The 21,167-nt window shown below is 59.9% G+C and carries 19 protein-coding genes; 11 read left to right on the forward strand and 8 right to left on the reverse strand.

From position 1 onward, the window contains the following. Positions 1–104: 104 nt before the first annotated feature. From ACI3GR_RS10445 to ACI3GR_RS10465, 5 genes are all read left to right on the forward strand, one after another. The gene (locus ACI3GR_RS10445) at positions 105–1,340 is read left to right on the forward strand and encodes a branched-chain amino acid ABC transporter substrate-binding protein (protein ID WP_407494312.1); all 1,236 of its coding nucleotides are present in this window, start codon (positions 105–107) and stop codon (positions 1,338–1,340) included. Positions 1,341–1,419: 79 nt separating this feature from the next. Further along, positions 1,420–2,352 carry a branched-chain amino acid ABC transporter permease gene (locus ACI3GR_RS10450; protein WP_407494314.1) on the forward strand — a complete coding sequence of 311 codons (933 nt, stop codon included), beginning with the start codon at positions 1,420–1,422 and terminating at the stop codon, positions 2,350–2,352. Further along, positions 2,349–3,617, forward strand: a complete 1,269-nt coding sequence (locus ACI3GR_RS10455) for a branched-chain amino acid ABC transporter permease (protein ID WP_407494316.1) — start codon at positions 2,349–2,351, stop codon at positions 3,615–3,617. The genes ACI3GR_RS10450 and ACI3GR_RS10455 overlap by 4 nt, the downstream gene beginning before the upstream one ends. After that, positions 3,614–4,381: an ABC transporter ATP-binding protein gene (locus ACI3GR_RS10460; protein WP_407494318.1), complete on the forward strand. Its 768-nt coding sequence runs from the start codon at positions 3,614–3,616 to the stop codon at positions 4,379–4,381. Before ACI3GR_RS10455 ends, ACI3GR_RS10460 begins: the two co-directional genes overlap by 4 nt. Further along, on the forward strand, positions 4,378–5,085 hold the full coding sequence (locus tag ACI3GR_RS10465) for an ABC transporter ATP-binding protein (RefSeq protein WP_407494320.1): 708 nt from the start codon (positions 4,378–4,380) through the stop codon (positions 5,083–5,085). The genes ACI3GR_RS10460 and ACI3GR_RS10465 overlap by 4 nt, the downstream gene beginning before the upstream one ends. A gap of 121 nt (positions 5,086–5,206) precedes the next feature. Here ACI3GR_RS10465 and ACI3GR_RS10470 read toward each other — a convergent pair whose 3' ends face one another. Next, positions 5,207–6,061, reverse strand: coding sequence for a DMT family transporter (locus ACI3GR_RS10470; RefSeq protein WP_407494322.1), 855 nt, complete (start codon positions 6,059–6,061; stop codon positions 5,207–5,209). Positions 6,062–6,168: 107 nt separating this feature from the next. Further along, positions 6,169–7,815 (reverse strand): long-chain fatty acid--CoA ligase, encoded by a 1,647-nt coding sequence (locus tag ACI3GR_RS10475; RefSeq protein WP_407494324.1) that lies wholly within the window; start codon positions 7,813–7,815, stop codon positions 6,169–6,171. Positions 7,816–8,040: 225 nt separating this feature from the next. On the opposite strand from ACI3GR_RS10475, the gene ACI3GR_RS10480 reads away from it, so the two are divergent. Then, positions 8,041–9,006, forward strand: a complete 966-nt coding sequence (locus ACI3GR_RS10480; protein ID WP_407494326.1) for an NADPH:quinone oxidoreductase family protein — start codon at positions 8,041–8,043, stop codon at positions 9,004–9,006. Between the two features lie 73 nt (positions 9,007–9,079). Here the strand turns inward: ACI3GR_RS10480 and ACI3GR_RS10485 are convergent, their stop codons facing one another. From ACI3GR_RS10485 to ACI3GR_RS10500, 4 genes are all read right to left on the reverse strand, one after another. After that, positions 9,080–9,901, reverse strand: a complete 822-nt coding sequence (locus ACI3GR_RS10485; protein ID WP_407494328.1) for an IclR family transcriptional regulator — start codon at positions 9,899–9,901, stop codon at positions 9,080–9,082. Positions 9,902–9,969: 68 nt separating this feature from the next. Next, positions 9,970–11,646 (reverse strand): long-chain-fatty-acid--CoA ligase, encoded by a 1,677-nt coding sequence (locus ACI3GR_RS10490; RefSeq protein ID WP_407494330.1) that lies wholly within the window; start codon positions 11,644–11,646, stop codon positions 9,970–9,972. An 8-nt stretch (positions 11,647–11,654) separates the two neighbouring features. Then, entirely contained in the window at positions 11,655–12,425 is a 771-nt protein-coding gene (locus tag ACI3GR_RS10495; protein WP_407494332.1) for an SDR family NAD(P)-dependent oxidoreductase, read from the reverse strand. An 82-nt stretch (positions 12,426–12,507) separates the two neighbouring features. After that, on the reverse strand, positions 12,508–14,064 hold the full coding sequence (locus tag ACI3GR_RS10500) for a class I adenylate-forming enzyme family protein (RefSeq protein ID WP_407494334.1): 1,557 nt from the start codon (positions 14,062–14,064) through the stop codon (positions 12,508–12,510). A 150-nt stretch (positions 14,065–14,214) separates the two neighbouring features. Between ACI3GR_RS10500 and ACI3GR_RS10505 the strand changes: the two genes are divergently transcribed. From ACI3GR_RS10505 to rpe, 4 genes are all read left to right on the forward strand, one after another. Next, the gene (locus tag ACI3GR_RS10505) at positions 14,215–15,435 is read left to right on the forward strand and encodes an acyl-CoA dehydrogenase family protein (protein WP_407494336.1); all 1,221 of its coding nucleotides are present in this window, start codon (positions 14,215–14,217) and stop codon (positions 15,433–15,435) included. Between the two features lie 4 nt (positions 15,436–15,439). After that, positions 15,440–16,204, forward strand: coding sequence for an SDR family NAD(P)-dependent oxidoreductase (locus ACI3GR_RS10510; RefSeq protein ID WP_407494338.1), 765 nt, complete (start codon positions 15,440–15,442; stop codon positions 16,202–16,204). A 136-nt stretch (positions 16,205–16,340) separates the two neighbouring features. After that, a complete protein-coding gene (locus ACI3GR_RS10515; RefSeq protein WP_407494340.1) occupies positions 16,341–17,288 on the forward strand; it encodes a class 1 fructose-bisphosphatase in 948 nt (315 codons plus the stop codon). Between the two features lie 68 nt (positions 17,289–17,356). Continuing rightward, positions 17,357–18,043: a ribulose-phosphate 3-epimerase gene (gene rpe / locus ACI3GR_RS10520; RefSeq protein ID WP_407494342.1), complete on the forward strand. Its 687-nt coding sequence runs from the start codon at positions 17,357–17,359 to the stop codon at positions 18,041–18,043. Here rpe and ACI3GR_RS10525 read toward each other — a convergent pair. Continuing rightward, the gene (locus tag ACI3GR_RS10525; protein WP_407494344.1) at positions 18,008–19,147 is read right to left on the reverse strand and encodes a histidine kinase dimerization/phosphoacceptor domain -containing protein; all 1,140 of its coding nucleotides are present in this window, start codon (positions 19,145–19,147) and stop codon (positions 18,008–18,010) included. The genes rpe and ACI3GR_RS10525 overlap by 36 nt on opposite strands. A 105-nt stretch (positions 19,148–19,252) precedes the next feature. Continuing rightward, positions 19,253–19,798: a LuxR C-terminal-related transcriptional regulator gene (locus ACI3GR_RS10530; protein WP_407494346.1), complete on the reverse strand. Its 546-nt coding sequence runs from the start codon at positions 19,796–19,798 to the stop codon at positions 19,253–19,255. Positions 19,799–19,858: 60 nt separating this feature from the next. Here ACI3GR_RS10530 and ACI3GR_RS10535 point away from each other — a divergent pair, with 60 nt between their 5' ends. Further along, entirely contained in the window at positions 19,859–21,166 is a 1,308-nt protein-coding gene (locus tag ACI3GR_RS10535; protein ID WP_407494348.1) for an acetylornithine deacetylase/succinyl-diaminopimelate desuccinylase family protein, read from the forward strand. The last annotated feature ends 1 nt before the right edge of the window (position 21,167 follow it).

The raw sequence follows: 21,167 nt of genomic DNA on the forward strand, positions 1-21,167 counted from the left end.
GAATAGAATTTCACTGATTGCTTGACAAGGCGGGTCGGAAACCTTTTGATCGGCTTCAGAAACGTACCGGGCCAACACCGGGCTTTCTTAACGGGAGGAAATTTATGTCTATCAAAACAGCCGCACTCGCGGCCGCAGTATCCGTTGTCGCCGTTTCTGCCGCGATGGCAGACGTCAAAATGGCCTTTATCGATCCGCTGTCGGGTCCGTTTGGTCCCTCGGGCGAGGCTGCCTACACCAGCTTCCTGCTAGAAGCTGAAAGAATCAATGCCAATGGTGGCGTGAACGGTGAGATGATCGAAGTCACCGGATACGACAACAAGATCAACCCGAAGGAATCGCTGGTCCAGCTGCAGAAAGCCATCGACGATGGCGCGCGCTATGTGTTCCAGGGCAACGGCTCTTCGGTTGCATCGGCCATCATCGACGCCGTCAACAAGCACAACCAGCGTAACCCGGGCGACGAAGTTGTCTTCTTTAACTACGCTGCCGTGACGCCGGCCTTCACCAACGAAGCTTGCTCTTTCTGGCACTTCCGCTTTGACGCGCACGCCGACATGAAAATGGCGGCTATCACCGACTACATCCAAGAGCAGGATGACATCAAAAAGATCTACCTGATCGGTCAGGACTACGTCTTTGGTCAGGCCGTCGCATCTGCCGCTGAAAGCCAAATCGGCGAAAAGCGTCCCGACATCGAGATCGTCGGTAACGAACTGCACCCGCTGGGTAAGGTTAAGGACTTCACCCCCTACATCCAGAAGATCATTTCTTCGGGTGCTGATGCCGTCATCACCGGCAACTGGGGTGCCGACATGCAGCTGCTGATGAAAGCCGCTGCCGAAGCAGGCTCTGACATCCCGTACTTCACCTTCTACGGTGGGTCGCTGGGTGCCGTGTCCGCACTGGGTGAAGGCGCAATCGACCGTCTGTACCAGGTGACCGAAGGTATCACCAACCTCGAAGCCGACGAAGAGCAGTATGCCCTGATCGAAGAGTACAAAGAGCGCTTCCCCGAGTACGATTACTACTACCACCGTGCTCACGTTGCGCTGCGTATGTTCGCAGAAGCAGCTGAAGCTGCCGGCTCCAACGATCCGATCCCGGTCGCTTTCGCGCTGGAAGGCATGAGCCATGATGACGCTTACGGTACCGTGACCATGCGTGCCGAAGATCACCAGGCGCAGCAGAACCTGTACATCTCGACCGTGTCCGATGACGTGAAATACGGCGTCGACAACATTGAGCTGGGCTGGAAACTGCTGGACGGCGGTACCATCGAAGCCGCTGCGGCCGAACAGCCGACCACCTGTGAGATGGAGCGTCCCGAGAAGCCGTAATCTCGGACATTTCATAATCAATTGATCGGGGCGTCGTGCCGTACAGCGCGGCGCCCCAACTACACTCAACGAGGTCGACATGGAAACGATCGTATTCGCGCTGCTGAACGGCGTGATCTACGGGCTCCTTTTGTTCATGCTGTCGTCCGGCCTGACCCTGATCTTTTCGATGATGGGCGTGCTGAACTTCGCGCATGCGAGCTTTTATATGCTGGGCGCTTACTTCGCCTTCACAATCATGGACGCATCCAGTTTCTGGATCGCGCTCTTTATCGCCCCGGTTCTGGTCGGACTGGTAGGAGCTGTGGTCGAAAGATACGGGCTGCGCAAGGTTCACGCCAATGGGCACGTGGCCGAACTGCTGTTCACCTTTGGCCTGGCCTACCTGATCGAAGAGATCGTCAAGATCTTCTACGGCAAGACCGCCGTCGACTATCGTATTCCGGACCTTCTGAATTTCCCTGCCTTCACCATCTATGGCGCGTCTTTCCCGGCGTACCGGATGTTCATGCTGGTCATCGCCATCAGCATGCTGGTCGGCCTTTGGTTCCTGCTGAAAAAGACCCGTGCTGGTCTGATCATTCAGGCCGCGCTGACCCATCCGCACATGGTGGGCCATCTGGGCCACAACGTGCCGTTGATCTTCATGACCGTCTTTGGCATCGGCTGTGCGATGGCTGGCCTTGCTGGTGTGATCGCGGGCAACATCTTCGTGACCGACCCTGCAATGGCCGTCCAGATGGGCCCGATCGTCTTCGTGGTGGTCGTCGTCGGCGGGATCGGATCGTTGGAAGGCGCGTTTCTTGCGTCGATCCTGATCGGCCTGATCCAGAACTTTGCAGTCGGTATCAACGCGTCCTTCGCGGATATCTTCGGCTTCCTCGGCCTAAGCCCGACATCCGAAGTGGGTGACATCACGATCTCGTCTCTGGCGCCCGTGATGCCCTTCCTGCTTCTGGTGCTGATGCTGATCTTCCGCCCACGCGGTCTGATGGGGGAGCAGGAGCTATGAGCGACACAACCCAAAGCTACGAAAATCTTGGCCCGACCTCTGGTGCCAAGTTCCGTCAGCGGACCCTGCCTTTCCTGATCGCGATTGCGGTTCTGCTGGCTATTCCGATGACCGATCCGTCGCGGACCGTGCTGACGCTGATCCACCAGATGGCGATCAACATCGTGTTCGCGCTGGCCTACAACATGCTGCTGGGCAGGGGGGGCATGCTTTCCTTCGGCCACGCGGTCTATTTCGGCCTTGGCGGGTACTATTGTATGCACGCCATGAACTGGATCGAGGAAGGGGCAGGCATCTGGGCCTATATCCCGACCTTCTTCCTGCCGATCCTGGGCTTCATCGGCGGCGGTCTTGCGGCGGCTGTGATCGGGTCGTTTTCGACCCGGCGGTCGGGCACGACTTTCGCGATGATTTCGCTGGGTGTGGCCGAACTCGTCTTCTCGGGCGCCTTTATGTTCGACAGCCTTTTCGGCGGCGAACAGGGTATCAACGGTGACCGGATGAATGGTCCGGAGGTTTTTGGCCTGTCGATGGGTCCGATGTCGGACATCTACTGGTTCATGACCTTCTGGGTCGTGGTGTCTGTAATCGCGATGTACGCCTTTACCCGGACGCCTCTGGGTCGTCTGTCCGAAGCGACGCGGGACAACCCGCAGCGTGTGGAATTCATCGGCTATAACCCGACGCGGGTGCGCTGGCTGGTATTCACCATCTCGGGCGGGTTCGCTGGTCTTGCTGGCGGCATGTCGGCGGTGAACTATGAAATCTTCACCCCCGAAGCGCTGTCTCTGATCCCGTCGGGCTTTGTTCTGATTATGGCCTATGTGGGTGGCATCACCTACTTCGCAGGTCCGATCATGGGCGCCATCGTTCTGACCTACATGTCGTCGATGCTGTCCGACTTTACCGAAGCCTGGCTGCTGTACCTTGGTCTGATGTTCGTTCTGATCGTGATGTACGCCCCGCGCGGCATCGCAGGGATCGTCTTTGGTTTCTGGGACGGTGTCCGCGGTGCCAACTCGGCCGAACTGCTGCGCAAGTGGGCGGTTCAGGTGGCTGGTGGTCTGCTGATGCTGATCGGCCTGATCGTTCTGGTCGAAGTCGCCATCCGCTGGTCCAATGGCTGGGGTGAGGCCTACGAACCCTTCGGTCTGCACTTCATGTACAACGACCTTGTCACATGGATCGTCATCGCCGTGCCGCTGGTCATCGGGGGTTACCTGATGCGCCTCGCGACACGTGAGAAAGAGGAGACGCTGGCATGACTGCACCTGCGCTTTCGCTAAAGAACCTGTGCAAAAGCTTCGGTCCCGCGAAGATCATCAATGACGTGTCTCTGGACATCGCCAAAGGTGAACGCCACGCGATCATCGGGCCGAACGGTGCAGGCAAGTCGACATTGTTCAACCTGATCTCGGGCCTTTATACGCCTACGTCGGGGACGGTGTCGCTCAACGGAACCTTGATCTCGGGCGTTGCTCCGTTCGAGATCAACCGGATGGGGCTGTCCCGGTCTTTCCAGGTGTCCAACATCTTTGCCAATATGTCGGTACGTGAAAACGTCCGCTGTGGCGTGTTGCACTCCATGGGGCAGGGCTATTCCTTCTGGAAATCCGTCACCGCGTCCAAGGCGGTGCAGGAACGGACCTATGAGATCCTCGAACATTGTTCGCTGGTCGATAAGGCTAACACCCCGGCCGCCCTGCTGCCCTATGCAGATCAGCGCGCGCTGGAAATCGCGATCACCATCGCGGGTGGGGCCGAGGTCATCCTGCTGGACGAACCCACTGCGGGGATGAGCCATTCGGAAACCGACCGGGCCGTGGATCTGATCCGCCGCTCGACCGAGGGCAAGACGCTGGTCATCGTGGAACACGACATGGGCGTGATCTTCGATCTGGCCGACCGTATCTCGGTGCTGGTGTATGGCGAAATCATCGCATCCGCACCGCCGTCGGAAATCCGTGGCGATGCCAAGGTGCGCGAAGCCTATCTGGGTGACGAAGCCCTGCCGGAGGAAACCGTATGACCCAGCCAATGCTCGAAGTGAAAGACCTTCATGCTTTCTACGGAAAGAGTCACGTTCTGCGCGGCGTCAACATGGAGATCATGCCCGGTGAGGTGATCGCCCTGCTTGGCCGTAACGGTGTGGGGCGTTCCACCACCGCCAAGGCCATCATGGGCGAAGTCGAGCCCAAGGGTGAGATCCTGTTCAAGGGTCAGCCCATCTCGGGGCTGGAAAGTCACAAGATCAGCCGTCTTGGCCTGGGCTACGTGCCGGAAAGCCGGGATATCTTCCCGACGATGACGGTGCGCCAGAACCTTGTTCTGGGCGTCAAGGACATGAAGAACCCGGGCAAGTACACGATTGACCAGATGCTCGACATGTTCCCCAACCTGCGCAACCGCGCCGACAACGCCGCAGGCGTTCTATCGGGTGGTGAAAAGCAGATGCTGACCATGTGCCGGACGCTGATGGGTGACCCGGAGCTGATCATCATTGATGAGCCGACTGAAGGCCTTGCGCCCAAGATCGTGCAGCAGATCGGCGATACCATCGCCGAGATCGCCAAGACGGGTGTCGCCATCCTTCTGGTCGAACAGAAGCTGTCGATCGCGCTGCGTATTGCCAACCGCGTCTACGTCATGGGACACGGCGAAATCGTCTACGGGGGCACCCCGGCCGAATTCGCCACGCGTGACGACGTGCGTAAGGAATGGCTTGAAGTCTGAGGCTTCACTCATATCGGAACTCTTGGAAGGGGCCCCATTGCGCGGGCCCCTTTCTTCTTCTGGTTGGTAAATACCTCGGGGGTGAATTGCGCCGTGGCGCAAGAGGGGGCAGCGCCCCCTATTACCGCCCCTTCAGCGCCAGCCGTAGTCCGAACAGTCCCGACGCCAGAATGATCGCCAGCCCGACAAAGGCCAGCCCGTCTGGCCAGTCACCGAATACCGCCCAGCCGATGACCATCGCCCAAAGGATTTGCGAATAGACCAGCGGTGCCACGACGTTTGCGGGCAGGCTGCGGCTGGCAATCAGCAGCAGGTAATTGCCCAAGGCCGATCCACCTGCCGACAGGACAAAGGCGGCTGTGAACAGGGGCGGCACCTCTTGCGGCCAGTTGAGGATCGCAAAGGGCGTCAGGACCACCGCGCCCACGGCCAGTTGTGAAAACAGCAGCAATCTAGGGCGGTAGACGCCTGCCACCAGTCGAGTGGCGATCAGGTAGCTGCCGTAAAAACAGCCCGCCATCAGGGCGAAACCCATGCCAGAAGACATGCCAAACCCGGGTTTCACCACCAGTAGAACGCCCAAGAACCCGATCAGAAGTAGGATGGCGCGGGTTGGCGTGACACGTTCCTTCAACAAGATTGCTGATCCGAAATAGGCAACGACCGGCCCGACGAAGAAGGCCCCGAAGACATTGGCAATCGGTTCCGTTCTCAACGCCGTCAGGATTGACGCGATGCCCGCGACGATCAGGGCCGTGCGCACCAGAACTCTGCGGTCGGTAAAGGCGGGCAGGTCGGCGCGGGTGATCCGGGCGAAAGGCGCCAGTGCCACGGCGGCCAGTGCGAACCGTCCCCAAGCGGCGAAATAGGGGCTGATCCCTTGGCTCGTCAGGTGTTTGCCGCCGGTGTCCCCAAGCACGATACAGGCCATGGCCAGAACAACCAGAACAGCATGAAGTGGGGATATCGCGCGCATAGGCGGTGATGATGTCAAAGCGGCGGATTTGTCAAACGCAGCACCGGGCTTGCGCGCAGCAAAAAGGGGCGCCCGGTTCGGACGCCCCTTGATGGGTTACAGCGGGATCACGCGGATTCGCGCAGTTCCGGATGCTGATAATCCTCAAGCACCTTGCGCAGGTTCAACTTGGAGAACTTGCCCGTCGCCGTCAGCGGGATCGCATCGACCCAGACGATATCGTCGGGCAGCTGCCATTTCGCGAATTCGGACGACAGGTGTTCGTTGACCTCTTCCAGCGTGGGCTTGTCCGCGCCTTCTTCCAGCACGGCAACAAGGATCGGACGCTCGTCCCACTTGGGGTGTTTGACGCCGATCGCCGCGGCCTGAGCGATGGCAGGATGCGCCATGGCCATGTTTTCCAGATCGATCGACGAAATCCATTCACCGCCCGATTTGATCAGGTCTTTGGCGCGGTCCTGAATGGTCATGAAGCCATTTTCGTCGATGCTGGCCACGTCGCCCGTGCCGAACCATCCGTCCGCGTCCAGTGCCTTCGCCGTGGCTTCTTCGTTTTTGAAGTAGCCGGCGACGACGGTGTTGCCGCGCACGTACAGCTCACCAATCGATTTGCCGTCGTGCGGCATACGATTGCCATCTTCGTCGACGATCTTCAGTTCGACGCCAAAGCAGCGGCGACCCTGTTTGGATTTATAGTCTATCCGGGTCTCAAAGGGTTCGTCGTCCATCCACTTGGGCATGATGCCATGGGTGCCGACGGGCGACATTTCCGTCATGCCCCATGCGTGGCCGACAGAGACGTCCATTTTTTCAAAACCTTCGATCATCGAGCGCGGCGCGGCAGAGCCGCCGATGACCACGTCGCCAAAGCCCTCGGGCTTGCGGCCCTGCTTCTTGATCTCGGCCATCAGGCCCTGCCAGATCGTCGGAACGCCCCAGGCCGAGAAGACCTTTTCGTCGTCCATCAGCTTGAACAGGCTGGGTCCGTCCAGTGCGGCGCCGGGCATCACCATGTTCATGCCGGACAGAAGCGCGGAATAGGGCAGGCCCCATGCGTTCACGTGGAACAGTGGCACAACCGGCAGAACCGACAGGCCTTCGTTGAAGGTCGTGGTCTGCATCACCGACATCATCATGGCGTGCAACACGGTCGAACGGTGGGAATACAGCGCGCCCTTCGGGTTGCCTGTCGTGCCCGAGGTGTAGCACAGGCCGCAGGCAGTGTTTTCGTCAAAGATCGGCCATTCGATTTCGGTCGACTGACCTTCGAGCAGCTCTTCATAGCACATCGCGTCGAACGAGGTGTCGGGCATATGTTCCCGATCCGTCATGATGACGAACTTCAGGTCTTTGGGCAGGTGGTCTTTGACCGCGTCGATGATCGGGATGAAGGTCGTGTCAAGGAACAGGACCTTATCTTCGGCATGGCTGACGATATAGATGAACTGTTCGGCCGACAGGCGCGGGTTGATCGTGTGGCAGACCGCCCCGATGCCCGAGATGGCGTAATACAGCTCCATATGGCGGTAGCCGTTCCAAGCCAGCGTGGCGACGCGGTCGCCCAGTTCGATCCCCAGTTTTTCGCGCAGGCCGTGGGCCAGCTGAACCGTGCGGTCGCGGAATTCGACGTAGGTTTCGCGGTGGACGTCGCCTTCGGTTCGCACCGATACGATTTCACACCGCGGGTATGCCCCTGCGCCGAATTCGAGAATTTCCGACACCAGCAGTGGCTGGTGCATCATCATGCCTTTCATGGCGACTCCTCCCGTTTTGTTGCGAAAACTTAGCTGTCCGATCTATGCAGTGGAAGTAAATTCCGCAAATATTCCGCAGCGTTTATCCGCCTGACGGAATATATAGTTTTGCATGGCGGAAATGACGAAGTTTTTTGTGAAATATGCCTGAATTCAATGGCCTAGCGCTGTGGAGTTGATACGAATGGGCAAAGCCGCACATCAGTGCGACAAAGGGAGGAACAGATGAAAGCAATTGTTTGTGAAGAATTCGGTCCGCTGTCGGACCTGAAATACAAAGAGGTCGAAGACCCCACCCCCGGCAATGGCCAGGTGCTGATCCGGACCGAAGCCGCAGGCGTGAACTATCCCGATGGTTTGACGGTGCAGGGACTGTATCAGGTCAAACCAGAGCGTCCGTTCACTCCCGGCAGCGAGGTCGCGGGTGAGATCATTGCTGTTGGCGATGGAGTGTCGCGGTTCAACGTGGGCGACCGGGTCGTCACCTATTGTTCGGGCGGATACGCAGAGAAGGCGCTGGCGAGTGAGGCCACGTGTTTTGCCTTGCCCGACGGGATGGATGCGGCAGATGCCTGCGCAATGATCATCGCCTGGGGCACGTCGCATCACGCGCTGAAGCAACGGGCGAATATCCAGCCGGGCGAAACGTTTGTCATCTTTGGCGCGGCTGGGGCAACCGGCACAGCGGCCATTCAGATCGGTAAGGTCATGGGCGCGAATGTCATCGCGGTTTGTTCCTCGGACGAGAAAAAGCAGATCGCGAAAGAGCAGGGGGCGGATCACGTCATCGGCTACGACAACCTCAAGGACGAGGTGAAGGCGCTGACGGGCGGCAAGGGCGCGGATGTCGTCTATGATTCCGTCGGTGGCGATGCGTTTAAGGCTGCATCGCGCTTTATGGCGCCGGACGGTCGTTTGCTGGTCATTGGTTTTGCCAGTGGGGAGATCCCGCAGCTTCCGGTGAACCTGACGCTGGTCAAGGAATATTCGGTCGTGGGTGTTTTCTGGGGCAACTGGACGCGTCGCGATCCGGCCGCTTACGTCGCCAACATGAAGGAACTGTTCGGCTGGTACACCGACGGCAAGGTTAAGCCGCTGATCGAAGGGCGGTATCCTTTGGCCGATGCGGCGGATGTTCTGACGCGGGTGATGAACCGTGGAGCGGTCGGGAAGATCGCGTTGGTGCCCTAAGGGCCGGCGCTACGAGTGTGGCTCTCGCCGGATGCCTCCGGCGGGAGTATTTTCTGAAAGATGAAGCTGGGACTTAATAGCCGACGCGGTTCACCATATGGACCAGTTCGACAAGCTGCGGGCCCAGATCATTTTCCAGACGTTCCTTGGGCAGGGCGAAGCTGTATCCGCCAAGGTTAAAGGCCAGCATGGGCGTGTCGGGCTGTTGGCTGCGATAAGGTACGGCGACGGCGTTCACGTCCCGCTGCCAGCCGCCGATCATGGTATAGAACCCCTTCTTGGCCACCTGTTCGCGCGCCTCATCCAGACCTTCGAGAACTTCGTTCACGCGGTCAGGTTCGTAACGGGTGCGGATACGATCGACGATCTCGGCACGTTCGGCATCGGTGGTGCCGGCGATGTACGCCTGACCGATCGCCGAGCGGGCGAGGGAGATACGAGAGCCAACAGAGAGCTGCAGCGAGATCACGCCCTTGGACCGGGCGGCAGCGAGGTAGGTCATCGACATGTCGTCCCGCCCGCCAAGTGCGACCAGAACACCATCCCCGGCCTTGTCGGCCAGTTCCTGCATGTAGACCTGTGCCGTTTCGCGCACCTGCATTCCAGCAAGGCAGGCGTAGCCCAAGGACAGGACCGGCACGCCCATACGGTAGCGTCCGGTGCCGTCATCATAGACCAGATACCCGGATTTCAGCAGCGTGAAGGTCAGCCGCGACACGGTCGAGTTCGGAAGGCCCGTGCGTTCCGCCAGTTCAGAGTTGCCAAGCCCGGCTTTGTCCGATGGCCGGAAGGCGCGCAGGATTTCAAGGCCACGGTGCAGCGCCGTGACGAACTGACGGTCACCGTCGGATTTTTCGCTGGCATCCGCCGCGTTGTCTGTCGCTCTTTTACGCACCGTTATCCTCCGCTTCGGATAAGTATATTTATTTCCGCAGTGCGGAAGCAACTGCGAAATCCGGTCTTTTACGTTCCGGTCTGACCTTGTGTCTTACGCGCTTCGGCTTCGGCCAGTTCGCGCCATTGAACCTTGCCTGACCCAGACTTGGGCAAAGCGTCGGTGAATTCGATCAGACGGGGGCATTTATAGGCGGCCATCGTATCGTGGCACCAAGCGATCACGTCTTCTTCTGAAAGGGTCGCGCCCTGACGCGGCACGATCACGGCCTTCACCGTTTCGCCGCGACGCGGGTCGGGCGCGCCGATGACGCAGGCTTCGGCAATATCAGGATGGTGGTGCATCAGCGCCTCGACCTCGGCCGGCCAGACCTTGAAGCCGCTGGCGTTGATCATGCGTTTGACGCGGTCGGTCATGAAGAAATAACCGCCTTCGTCAAAATATCCGATGTCCCCGGTGCGGAAGAATGATTTGCCATCCAGCGTCATGAAGGCAGCTTTCGTCGCTTCTTCGTTTTGCCAGTAGCCTTCAAAAACCTGTGGGCCGTTCATCACGATTTCACCGGCCTGATTGGGGCCCAGTTCTTCGCCGGTTTCCACGTCCAGAACGCGCGCGTCCACGTCAAAGAGGGGGATGCCGAGGCATTGCATCTTGGGGGCGTGGTTGGGGTTGATATGCGTGGCCGCGATGGTTTCCGACAGGCCGTAACCTTCGACGAAATCCAAGCCGATCCGGTCCTTCAGCTTGGCGGCGATCGCTTCGGGCATGGCCGCGCCGCCGCCGCCCATCGAGGTCAGCGATGACAGGTCATAGTCGTCGAAATTCGGCGCGTTCAGGATGTCGATGACCATGGTCGTGATGGATCGGAACATCGTGACTTTGTGGCGCGCGATCAGCCGGGCGGCGGTGTCGCGATCCCAGCGGGTCATCAGCACGATGGTCGAGCCTGCCTGAAGCGGCGCGTTCATCGAGTTTTGCATGCCCGTGACGTGGAAATAGGGCAGGACTGCCAGCAGGATTTCGTCTTGGGTGAAGGGCGACCAATAGACATATGCGTGGATCGTCGCCTGCACGGACCGGTGGCGATGGGTGCAGCCCTTGGGATTGCCCGTGGTGCCAGAAGAATAGGGGATGACAGCCAGATCCTCGACCGTCGCCTGATGCGGCTGGGGCGTGTTGTTCTGCTGTTCAGCATCGCGCCAGCGGGTCACGCCGGGGCCTTCGACGTCGGTGTCGGATAGGCTTGCCAGCGCGTCCGGCAGGCGGATGTCGCTGGTCGGGTCGGCCATGTCCGCATAGGCCGCAGCCAAGACGTGATCCAGCAGGCCGTCGGTGACCAAGGACTGGATGTAGTCGACCAACTCGGACCCGGCGATGGCGACGCGGGCGCCGGTATCGCGGGCCAGATGCTCCAACTCGGCCTGACGGTTCATCGGGTTGACCGGGATCACGGCGGCATCGGCGCGCAGAATCGCGTAGTAGCCGATGATCCACTGCGGCGCGTTCTGCATATAGAGCAGCACGCGGTCGCCCCTCTTGACCCCTTGGGCCTGCAGCCAGCCGGCGATGCGGTCAACCTGATCCATCAGCGCGCCATAGGTGATTTGCGCGCCGTAGTAGTGGATGGCGACCTTGTCCGGCAGGCGGGCGGCGGTATCCATCAGGTTTTGCGCCACGCTTTGCGCAGGCACATCGATGTGGTGCGGTAGTCCGGGGGGCCAGTTCTTGAAGTGCAGGTCAGTCATTGGACGGTTCAGACCTTCATGCCCGGCAGGTTCAGCGATGCGGTGTTGCCACCATCCACAGGCAGGGCCTGCCCGGTGATGTAGGAGGCATCGTCCGAGGCGAGGAAACAGATCGCCGCGGCGATTTCTTCCGGGCGGCCATAGCGACGCAGTTCACAGCGAGAGCCCAGCTTTTCCTCTTTGCCCTTGTCGCGGGCGATGTCGAAGATCGGTTTGGTCATGCCCGTTTCGATCAGGCCGGGGCAGACTGCGTTGACGCGGACGCCGAACCCGCCAAGGTCACAGGCGGCGGTCTGGGTCAGGTTGATGACCCCCGCTTTGGAGGCCGAGTAAGCGTTGCCGCCTGCGCCGGACCGGATGCCCGCGACCGAGGCCGTGTTGACGATAGCCCCCGAGCCTTGATCGCACATGACCCGGCCCGCATGTTTGATGAAATGCGCCACGCCGATGAGGTTGACGCCCAGCACCTTGGTCCAGACGTCCATCGGGTTGTCGGTGATCGGTTCTTTGGAACAGGCGATACCCGCATTGTTGGCAACCGCATCGATGCGGCCCCATTTGTCCATGACGGCTTTGACGACAGCTTCGACCTGCGCTTCGTCCGAGACGTCGCAGGCCATGGTCATGTGATCGCCGTCTGGCAGGCTGTCGGTCAGCCCGGCTTCGTTCACGTCAACAAGGCAGACGCGTGCCCCTTCGTTCGCGAAACGACGTGCGGTGGCACGGCCAATGCCGCTGCCCGCACCGGTGACGATGGCGACTTTTCCTTCAAATCTCACGATATGTCCTCTCCCTGACGGAAACGATTACACAGCTTTCCGGCGCAATCAACAAAATTGGAATTCGATTCCGCAATGCGGATTAGGTGGCTTGACCGTCCCAGTAGGGTTCGCGCAGCTCCCGCTTGAGGATCTTGCCGATCTCGGACCGGGGCAGGTCGTCGCGGAATTCAACGGCGGACACGCGCTGCGTTTTGCCCAGCTGGTCGTTGGTCCAAGTGCGGATCGCTTCTGCATCCGCGTCTTTGCTGGCGGGCACGACAAGCGCCAACGGGGTCTCGCCCCAGTCGCGCGACGGGATGGCGATGACGGCCACGTCCGACACGTCGGGATGTTTGCGCAGGACGGCCTCCAGATCGGCGGCGTAGATGTTGAAGCCACCGGAAATGATCATGTCTTTCTTGCGATCCAGCAGGTGCAGGAAACCGTCTTCGTCGAAACGGCCCATGTCACCGGTCCGTACGAAATGCTCTCCGTCCGGGGACACCCATGTGGCTTCGCGCGTTTTGTCGGGGTTGTTGTGATAGCCGGGCATCATCGACCCTGAGCGGCCGACCACTTCGCCGTATGCGCCGTAGGGCAATTCGTTCCCGTCCTCGTCGATGACGCGCATGTCAGCGCCGGGCTGGGGCTGACCGACGGTGTCCCATTTGTCCGGATGGGCGGCGCAATCCAGAACGGTGGCGGGCCCGCCTTCGGTCATGCCGTAGAATTCCATGATGTTGCCGGGCCAGCGTTTCATCACCTTTTCGATCACAACCCCGGGCAGAGGGGCAGAGGTCGACATTTTGCATTGGTACGACGAGAGATCGAATTCGTCGAACCGCGGCTCGTCCATCAGGCGCATGTATTGCACCGGCACCAGCATGGCGTGGGTTGCGCGGTGCTTTTCGCTAAGCGTCAGGAAGTCAATCGTGTTGAACTTGGCCATCGACACCAGTGTCGCGCCGCGCACCAGACCGGCGATGGCGGCAACCAGTGTAGTGTTGGAATAAAGGGGCGTGGACAGCATCAGAACGCCATCCTCCTCCAGACCATACGATGCCGTACGGGAAAATTGGCGCGCGCGGAACAGATGGTCGTGCACGATTCCCTTGGGCGTTCCGGTCGTCCCGCTGGAATAAATCATATCGAACAGATCGTCTTTTTTTACGGGTACCGGATCGATTGCGGGCGCGTCGCCGACCCAGTCTTCCAGCTTGGCCAAGTCGATCAATTCGTCCGCGCCAAGGCGGCTGGCCACATCCCAGTATTTTTGCGTGGTGAACAGCAGGGTTGCACCGCAATCGGCGCGTTCTTTGATCAGTGCGTCTTCGGTGGCCGAGAAAGGCAGCGGGACCATGCAAGCGCCTGCATAGACGACGCCCGCATATAGCGCGGTGTTCATGGCAGAGTTCTCGGCAAGCGATGCAACCATGGTTCCGGGGCCAATCCCCATGTCCTGCAAACGGCCAGCGATGCGGGCAATCAGGTCACCGAATTCCGCCCAGCTGATCGTGCGGGTCTCGTCGATCACACAGGGTTTTTCGCCCATGCGGGCCGCGTTTTCGACCATGCGCGGGCCAAAGCTCAACAGCTCTTCGCCTTCGATCGTTTTGGGCGTAAGACGGTCTACACCGATGGTTTGTGACTGGGTCATGATCTGCTCCTCCCGACGGCGATCCGAATTTCGCGCATACTACCGGGCGGATTGATGCGGTCAATATTCCGCTTTACGGAATGTTCTTCCGCATGTTGACATGGATCGCAAAGGGGTGTCCATTACCGCCAACGAGGAGGAGGACCCCGAATGTACGATCATTTCCCGATTTCCGATCGCGCCAAGAAAATGCGCGAAACGCTGCTGAAGTTCATGGACGATCACGTCTATCCGGCAGAGAAAATCTACAAAGAGCAAGTGGCCGAAGGCGACCGCTGGCAGCCCGTTCCAATCATGGAAGAGCTGAAGGCAAAGGGCCGGGAATCGGGTTTGTGGAACATGTTCCTGACCCATGAAGCCGGTGGCTACAAAGGCGCAGGCCTGACCCAGCTGGAATACGGCACGCTGTGTGAAATCATGGGCCGGTCTTCCATCGGGTCCGAGCCTTTCAACTGTTCCGCGCCCGACACCGGCAACATGGAGACGATCTTCATGTACGGTACGGACGAGCATAAGAAGACATGGCTGCAGCCGCTGCTGGACGGCGAAATCCGGTCGTGCTTTGCGATGACTGAACCTGCGGTGGCGTCGTCTGACGCGACCAACATCGAGACGCGTATTGTTCGTGAAGGCGACGAATACGTCATCAACGGCCGCAAGTGGTGGTCCTCGGGTGCGATGGACCCGCGCTGCAAGATCGCGATCCTGATGGGCAAAACCGATCCGGACGCCGAAACGCACAAGCAGCAGTCGATGATTCTTGTTCCTTTCGACACCCCCGGTGTGAAGGTGATCCGCCCGCTGACCGTGATCGGGTATGACCACGCGCCGCATGGCCACGCCGAGGTCGAATACAAAGACGTGCGCGTGCCGGTGTCGAACATCCTGCTTGGCGAAGGCCGCGGGTTCGAAATCGCCCAAGGCCGGCTTGGGCCTGGCCGCATCCACCACGCGATGCGTTCGGTCGGGCAGGCGGAACGCGCACTTGAGATGATGTGCGAACGCGCCATGCACCGGACGTCCTTTGGTAAGCGGATCGCCGACATGGGCGTGACCAAGCATTGGATTGCCGAAAGCCGCATGGAAATCGAACAGGCGCGTCTGCTGGTTCTGCACGCCGCCTACATGATGGACACCGTCGGCAACAAAGTCGCGCGCAAGGAAATCGCGATGATCAAGGTTGTCGCGGCGAACATGGTGCAGCGCGTTGTTGACCGTGCGATGCAGGTGCACGGCGGTGGCGGCGTCAGCCAAGACTTCAGCCTTGCCGCGTCCTTTGCCAACGCCCGGACCATGCGTCTGGTCGACGGCCCGGACGAGGTGCACCGCGAAACGGTCGCTAAGCTGGAACTGAAGCCTTACCGGAACTGATCCCATGACCGACCTTCTGAACCTGAAGGACAAGGTCGTGCTGATCACAGGCTCATCGCGCGGGATTGGCCGCGCGATGGCCGAGATGTTCGCCGAGGCTGGCGCCAAGGTCGTCGTCTCATCGCGCAAGCGCGAAGCCTGTGAACCAGTGGCCGAAGCGATCCGTGCCAAGGGCGGGGAGGCGTTGGTCGTCCCCTGCCACATCGGCAATCCCGACGATCTGCAAAACCTTGTCGATACGACGATCCGCGAGTGGGGTCGCATCGATGTGCTGGTGCCGAATGCCGCGATCAATCCGGTCTATGGTCCGATGCAGGACCTCGACGACGCAGTGTTCGACAAGATGCTGATCACCAATGTGCGCACGATCAACTCGATGTGCAAAATGGTGCTGCCGCAGATGGCCGAAAACGGTGGCGGCTCTGTCGTCATCATTTCTTCTGTGGCGGCCATCAAAGGCTCGACCACCTTGGGCGCTTATGGCGTCACCAAAGCGGCGGATGCTGCCGTGGCGCGTGCCCTCGCGCTTGAATGGGGTCCGAAAAACATTCGCGTCAACGCGATCGGGCCGGGGCTGATCAAAACCGATTTCGCCCGCGCGCTTTGGGAAGACCCCGATCGGATCGAGCGGATCAATAACGCCAACCCGCTGCGCCGCATGGGGACCGTCGATGAAATCGCGGGGACGGCCCTTTGGCTCGCCTCACCTTTGTCGGGCTATGTGAACGGTCAGTTGATCATTGCGGATGGCGGCCAGTCTCTGGCTTAATTCCTGATCTTCTTTGGTCAGAAAAATATCCTGCAGGGGTCCGGGGGTGCAAAACCCCCGGGCCTTTCCGTTTGCGCCGCTGTTTCGGGTTTTGCACCGCCGTCGGATCGGGCATAAGCGCTTTATACAGACGGAGATGCCCATGCCCGCGATCGATCCCAGCCTTATCCCCGAAGACATGCGCCCCATGATCCATGCGCTTTGCGCGACCAGCATCCGCTTGTCCGGCATCATCGCGCGCGGGCCACTGGCCGGCAAACTCGGCGCGGGCGTCGGTGAAAACAGCGACGGCGACCAGCAAAAGGCACTGGACGTCATGGCGGACGAGATGTTTGAAGCCGCGCTGAAGGGCACGGGCGTCAAATACTACGCCTCGGAAGAGCAGGAAGAAGTTCTGACGCTGGATGACGGGGGCCGCTATGCCTTGGCTACGGACCCATTGGACGGGTCGTCGAACATCGACGTGAACGTCACTATCGGCACGATCTTTTCGATTTTTGAGGCGGCGGATGATGCAAGCGCCAGCTTCCTGCGCCCTGCGCGGGACCAGATTTGTGCGGGATACATTGCCTACGGGCCGCAGACACTGATGGCGATTACGTTTGGCAGTGGCACGATGCTGTTCGTGCTGGAGCCCGAGACTGGCGAGTTCGTTCCGGTGGAAAAGGCGATGAAACTGCCCGAGGCGGCGAAAGAGTTTTCGATCAACGCGTCGAACCGGCGGCATTGGACGCAGCCGGTGCTTGCCTATGTCGAAGAGAATGAGCGCGGCAAGGACGGCTCCAAGGGCAAAGACATGAACTTTCGCTGGGTAGGGTCCTTGGTGGCTGAAACGCATCGCATCCTGACGCGGGGCGGTACGTTCCTGTATCCGTCTGACGCGCGGCAGGGATATGAAAACGGACGCCTGCGTATGGTTTACGAAGTGGCGCCCATGGCGTTCCTTGTCGAACAGGCAGGTGGCAAGGCGACGGATGGTGTGAAGCCGATCATGGATTTGACCGCCGAGGAATTGCATGAGCGTCGCCCGTTCGTGTTCGGATCGTCGGAAGAGGTCGACCGGATCGCCGAGCTGCACGGCTGAGGTCAGTCGCTGGCGCGACCGATGCCTTCGGCGAGAGTATTTTTGGAAAGATGAAGAGGAGCCTCGCGATGGCTTTTGATCGTTCTCTTAAGATTGCGCCCTCTATCCTGGCGGCGGATTTTGCGAATTTCGGGGCCGAGATCGAGGCAGTCGAAGCGCAGGGTGCCGATTGGATCCACGTGGATGTCATGGACGGGCATTTCGTGCCGAACCTGACGTTCGGGCCGCCGCTGGTGAAGGCGATCCGCAAGCACATCAAGACCGTGATGGACGTGCATCTGATGATCGCACCCGTCGATCCGTATATCGATGCTTTCGCGGATGCAGGTGCCGATATTCTGACGGCGCACGTCGAGGCCGGGCCGCATATTCACCGGACGCTGCAAGCGATCCGGGGGGCGGGGATGAAAGCTGGTGTCGCGCTGAACCCGGGCACGCCGGCGTCCGCCGTCGCCGAGGTGCTCGACCTTGTCGATCTGATTTGCGTGATGACCGTGAACCCCGGGTTCGGCGGGCAGAAATACATCGACATGACCGGTAAGGTGCGCCAGCTGCGCGCTGCGATCGGGGACCGGCCAATTCACATCGAGATTGATGGCGGCATGGACCCGAACACAGCGCCCGCGATGAAAGAGGCGGGTGCCGATGTGTTGGTGGCAGGATCTGCCGTGTTTAAGGGCGGGTCGGTTTCGGACCCTGCACCTTACGGCGCCAATATCTCAGCCATTCGCACGGCTTGCGACACGCTGGTCTGATATTGTTGCATCGGCGGCCGGGTCCAGCGGTATACGGATCGTGACCCGCAGTCCTTCGCCGGTGGATTCGATCTGAGAGCTTCCGCCCAGTTGATGGGCGGAGGCGTCGATAATCCGCAGGCCCATGCCCGGCGTCGCGGGTTTCGTGTCGGACAGCCCGGTGCCCGTGTCCTGACAGGTCAGAATGGCGAGATCGGGCGCTTCGCGGTGCAGATCAAAACTGATCGTGCCGGACTGGTCTTCGCCGAACCCGTGTTTGACAGAGTTCGCGGTGAATTCGTTGACGATTACGCCTAATGCCGCCGCATGAGCGGCGGTCAGTGTCACCTGATCCACTTTGCAATCAATGCTGATACGATCGGGGACGGAATTCTGTAGCAGTTGCGCGACGCGCGGCAGGAAATCATCGACGGCGACGTGGTTGCCGTCCTGTGCTGAATAAAGCTGTTGGTGCAAAAGAGCGACCGTTTCGATCCGGCGGCGGGTCAGGTCCAGCGCTTCGCGGGCTTCTTCTGATTTGACCGACCGTGCCTGCATCCGCGTCATCGCCGATACGGACTGAAGCGAGTTCTTGACGCGGTGATCGACCTCTCGCCGCAGCACTTCGGCCTCGCGCAGGGCGCGGCGCAATTCCAGTTGGGCCATGACCTGACGCGCCAGAACGCGCAGGGTTTCCCGCTGCAGTTCGGTCAATTCATTGGGCTTGGTGTCCAATACGCACAGCGTTCCGATGGGATTGCCGCGGGATGTGCGCAGGACCGCGCCCGCGTAAAACCTCAGGTTGTCCGGCCCGGTGACCAGCGGGTTGTCGTGCGTCCGACTGTCGACACGGGTGTCGGTGATTTCCAGAAAGTCGTCTTCCAGAATGGCATGGGCACAGATCGCCTGTTCGATCGGCGTTTCGGGCGCCTCCATGCCGACGCTGGCCTTGAACCACTGGCGGTCGTCGCTGACCAGCGAGACCAGCGAAATCGGCATGCCGCAAATCTGCGACGCAAGTTTGACGACGTCTTCAAACTTGTCTTCCGGATCGGTGTCCAGAACGTGCAGGTCGTACAAATCCTTCAGCCTGTCGATCTGACCGGCCGGGGCTTCGGCTTTCATGGGCATGCTCCTGGCTCAAGAGATGACAGATGCACGAATTGCCCGGCTTTTCAATGTATTGCCGATGTCTTTTTCACGGTTTGATAAACCAGACATGAAAAGTGATCAGAATGCCGGGCCGTTGAGCCTTGAAAGCAGCTCGGCCGCGGTACGAGCTTTGAATCTGTGCAGCAATCTGGCGCGCACATCTTCGATGGTTCTGGGTGACAGACCAAGGTCGCGGGCGATTTCCTTACTGGTCTGTCCCTTTGACAATCCGGCGATGACAGTGCGTTCGCGCGGCGTCAGCGTGTGATGCGGCGTGTCCTGTCCCAGAAGGCTGAAAGACATCACCAGCCGGTCCAACGGATCGGTCGGTGTCAGGGTGCGCGCGTGGAAGCGGACAAGGATGCCGCGTCCGCTGGCGTGGCGCAAAAGCCTTTCGTCGGTGTAGGTTTCGCCCGAGGTCAGAGCCGTCAGCCCAATGTCGCGAGTGTCCCGAAAGGCGCGGTCGCTGTCGTAGAACATGCGAAAGCTTTGCCCGATCAGGCTGTTGACGCTGTGGCCTGTCATCTGCGCGAAGGTTTCATTGCAGGACTTGATGGTGCGTGCCTCGGTCAGGACAAGGCCGATGGGGGCGTGGTCAAAGGCGATCTGGTCTGTGTCGGTCATAGGCTATCCCCGTAGATCTACGGTATTGAGACCGTAGTCCAGTCTGGGCAATCTGTCATCATGCAGATGGCCCAAGATTTGACAGACGTTCAGCAGGCAATTGCCGCCGAGATCGAGTCGCGCCGCGATGATCTGATCGCGCTGACGCAGGATTTGATCCGAATCCCCACGCTGAACCCGCCCGGAGAGAACTATCGCGAAATTTGCGATTACCTTGATCGGCGGCTTTTGCGGTCCGGTTTTCACACGGAACTGATCCGCGCCAAGGGGGCCCCCGGCGACTGCGACGCCTATCCGCGCTGGAATATCGTCGCCCGACGGGAAGGCGCGCGGCCCGGCGAATGCGTGCACTTTAATTCTCACATCGATGTGGTGGACGTCGGTAAGGGATGGACCACCGATCCTTTTGGCGGAGAACTGATCGACGGCAAGGTATATGGTCGCGGCGCGTGCGACATGAAGGGCGGGCTGGCCGCGTCGATCATCGCGGCCGAGGCGTTTCTGGCAGTGGTGCCGGATTGGCAGGGCGCGATCGAGATCAGCGGTACGGCTGACGAGGAATCTGGTGGCTTTGGTGGCGTCGCCTATCTGGCCGAACAGGGGCATTTCAAACGTGTCGATCATGTCATCATCCCGGAACCGCTGAACGTCGACCGGATCTGTCTGGGTCACCGGGGTGTCTGGTGGGCTGAAATCGAAACACATGGGGAAATCGCGCACGGATCGATGCCGTTTCTTGGCGATTGTGCTGTGCGCCATATGGGAGCCGTCCTGCACGAGATGGAACAGACCCTGTTCCCGGCACTGGCGCAAAAGCGGACGGATATGCCGGTGGTGCCTGCGGGCGCGCGCCAATCGACGCTGAACATCAATTCGCTGCACGGCGGTCAGGAAGAAATCCCGCGCGACAGCACCGGGTTGCCCAGTCCGGTTGTGCCGGATAGTGCGCGTATGGTGATCGATCGACGGTTCCTGATCGAAGAAAACATCTACGAGGTGCAGGCCGAAATCCACGACGTGCTGGAGCGGGTCAAGGCGGGCCGCGACGGTTTTTCCTACGACATCCGCGAGATGCACCGCGTCCTGCCAACCATGACGGACAAGGGGGCGCCTGTTGTCACGACGGTGACCCAAGCGATTCGTCAGACACTCGGAAAAGACCCGGATTACGTTGTTTCGCCGGGCACTTATGACCAGAAGCATATAGACAGGATAGGAAAGTTAAAAAATTGCGTGGCTTATGGCCCCGGAATTCTGGACCTTGCGCACAAACCGGATGAATATGTCGGTGTAGATGACATGGTGGCCTCGGCGCAGGTTATGGCCCTCAGCCTGCTTGCGCTTCTTGGACCACCTGAAACCCCGTAGC

Source organism: Pseudooceanicola aestuariicola, assembly GCF_045763785.1.
Classification (GTDB): domain Bacteria; phylum Pseudomonadota; class Alphaproteobacteria; order Rhodobacterales; family Rhodobacteraceae; genus Pseudooceanicola.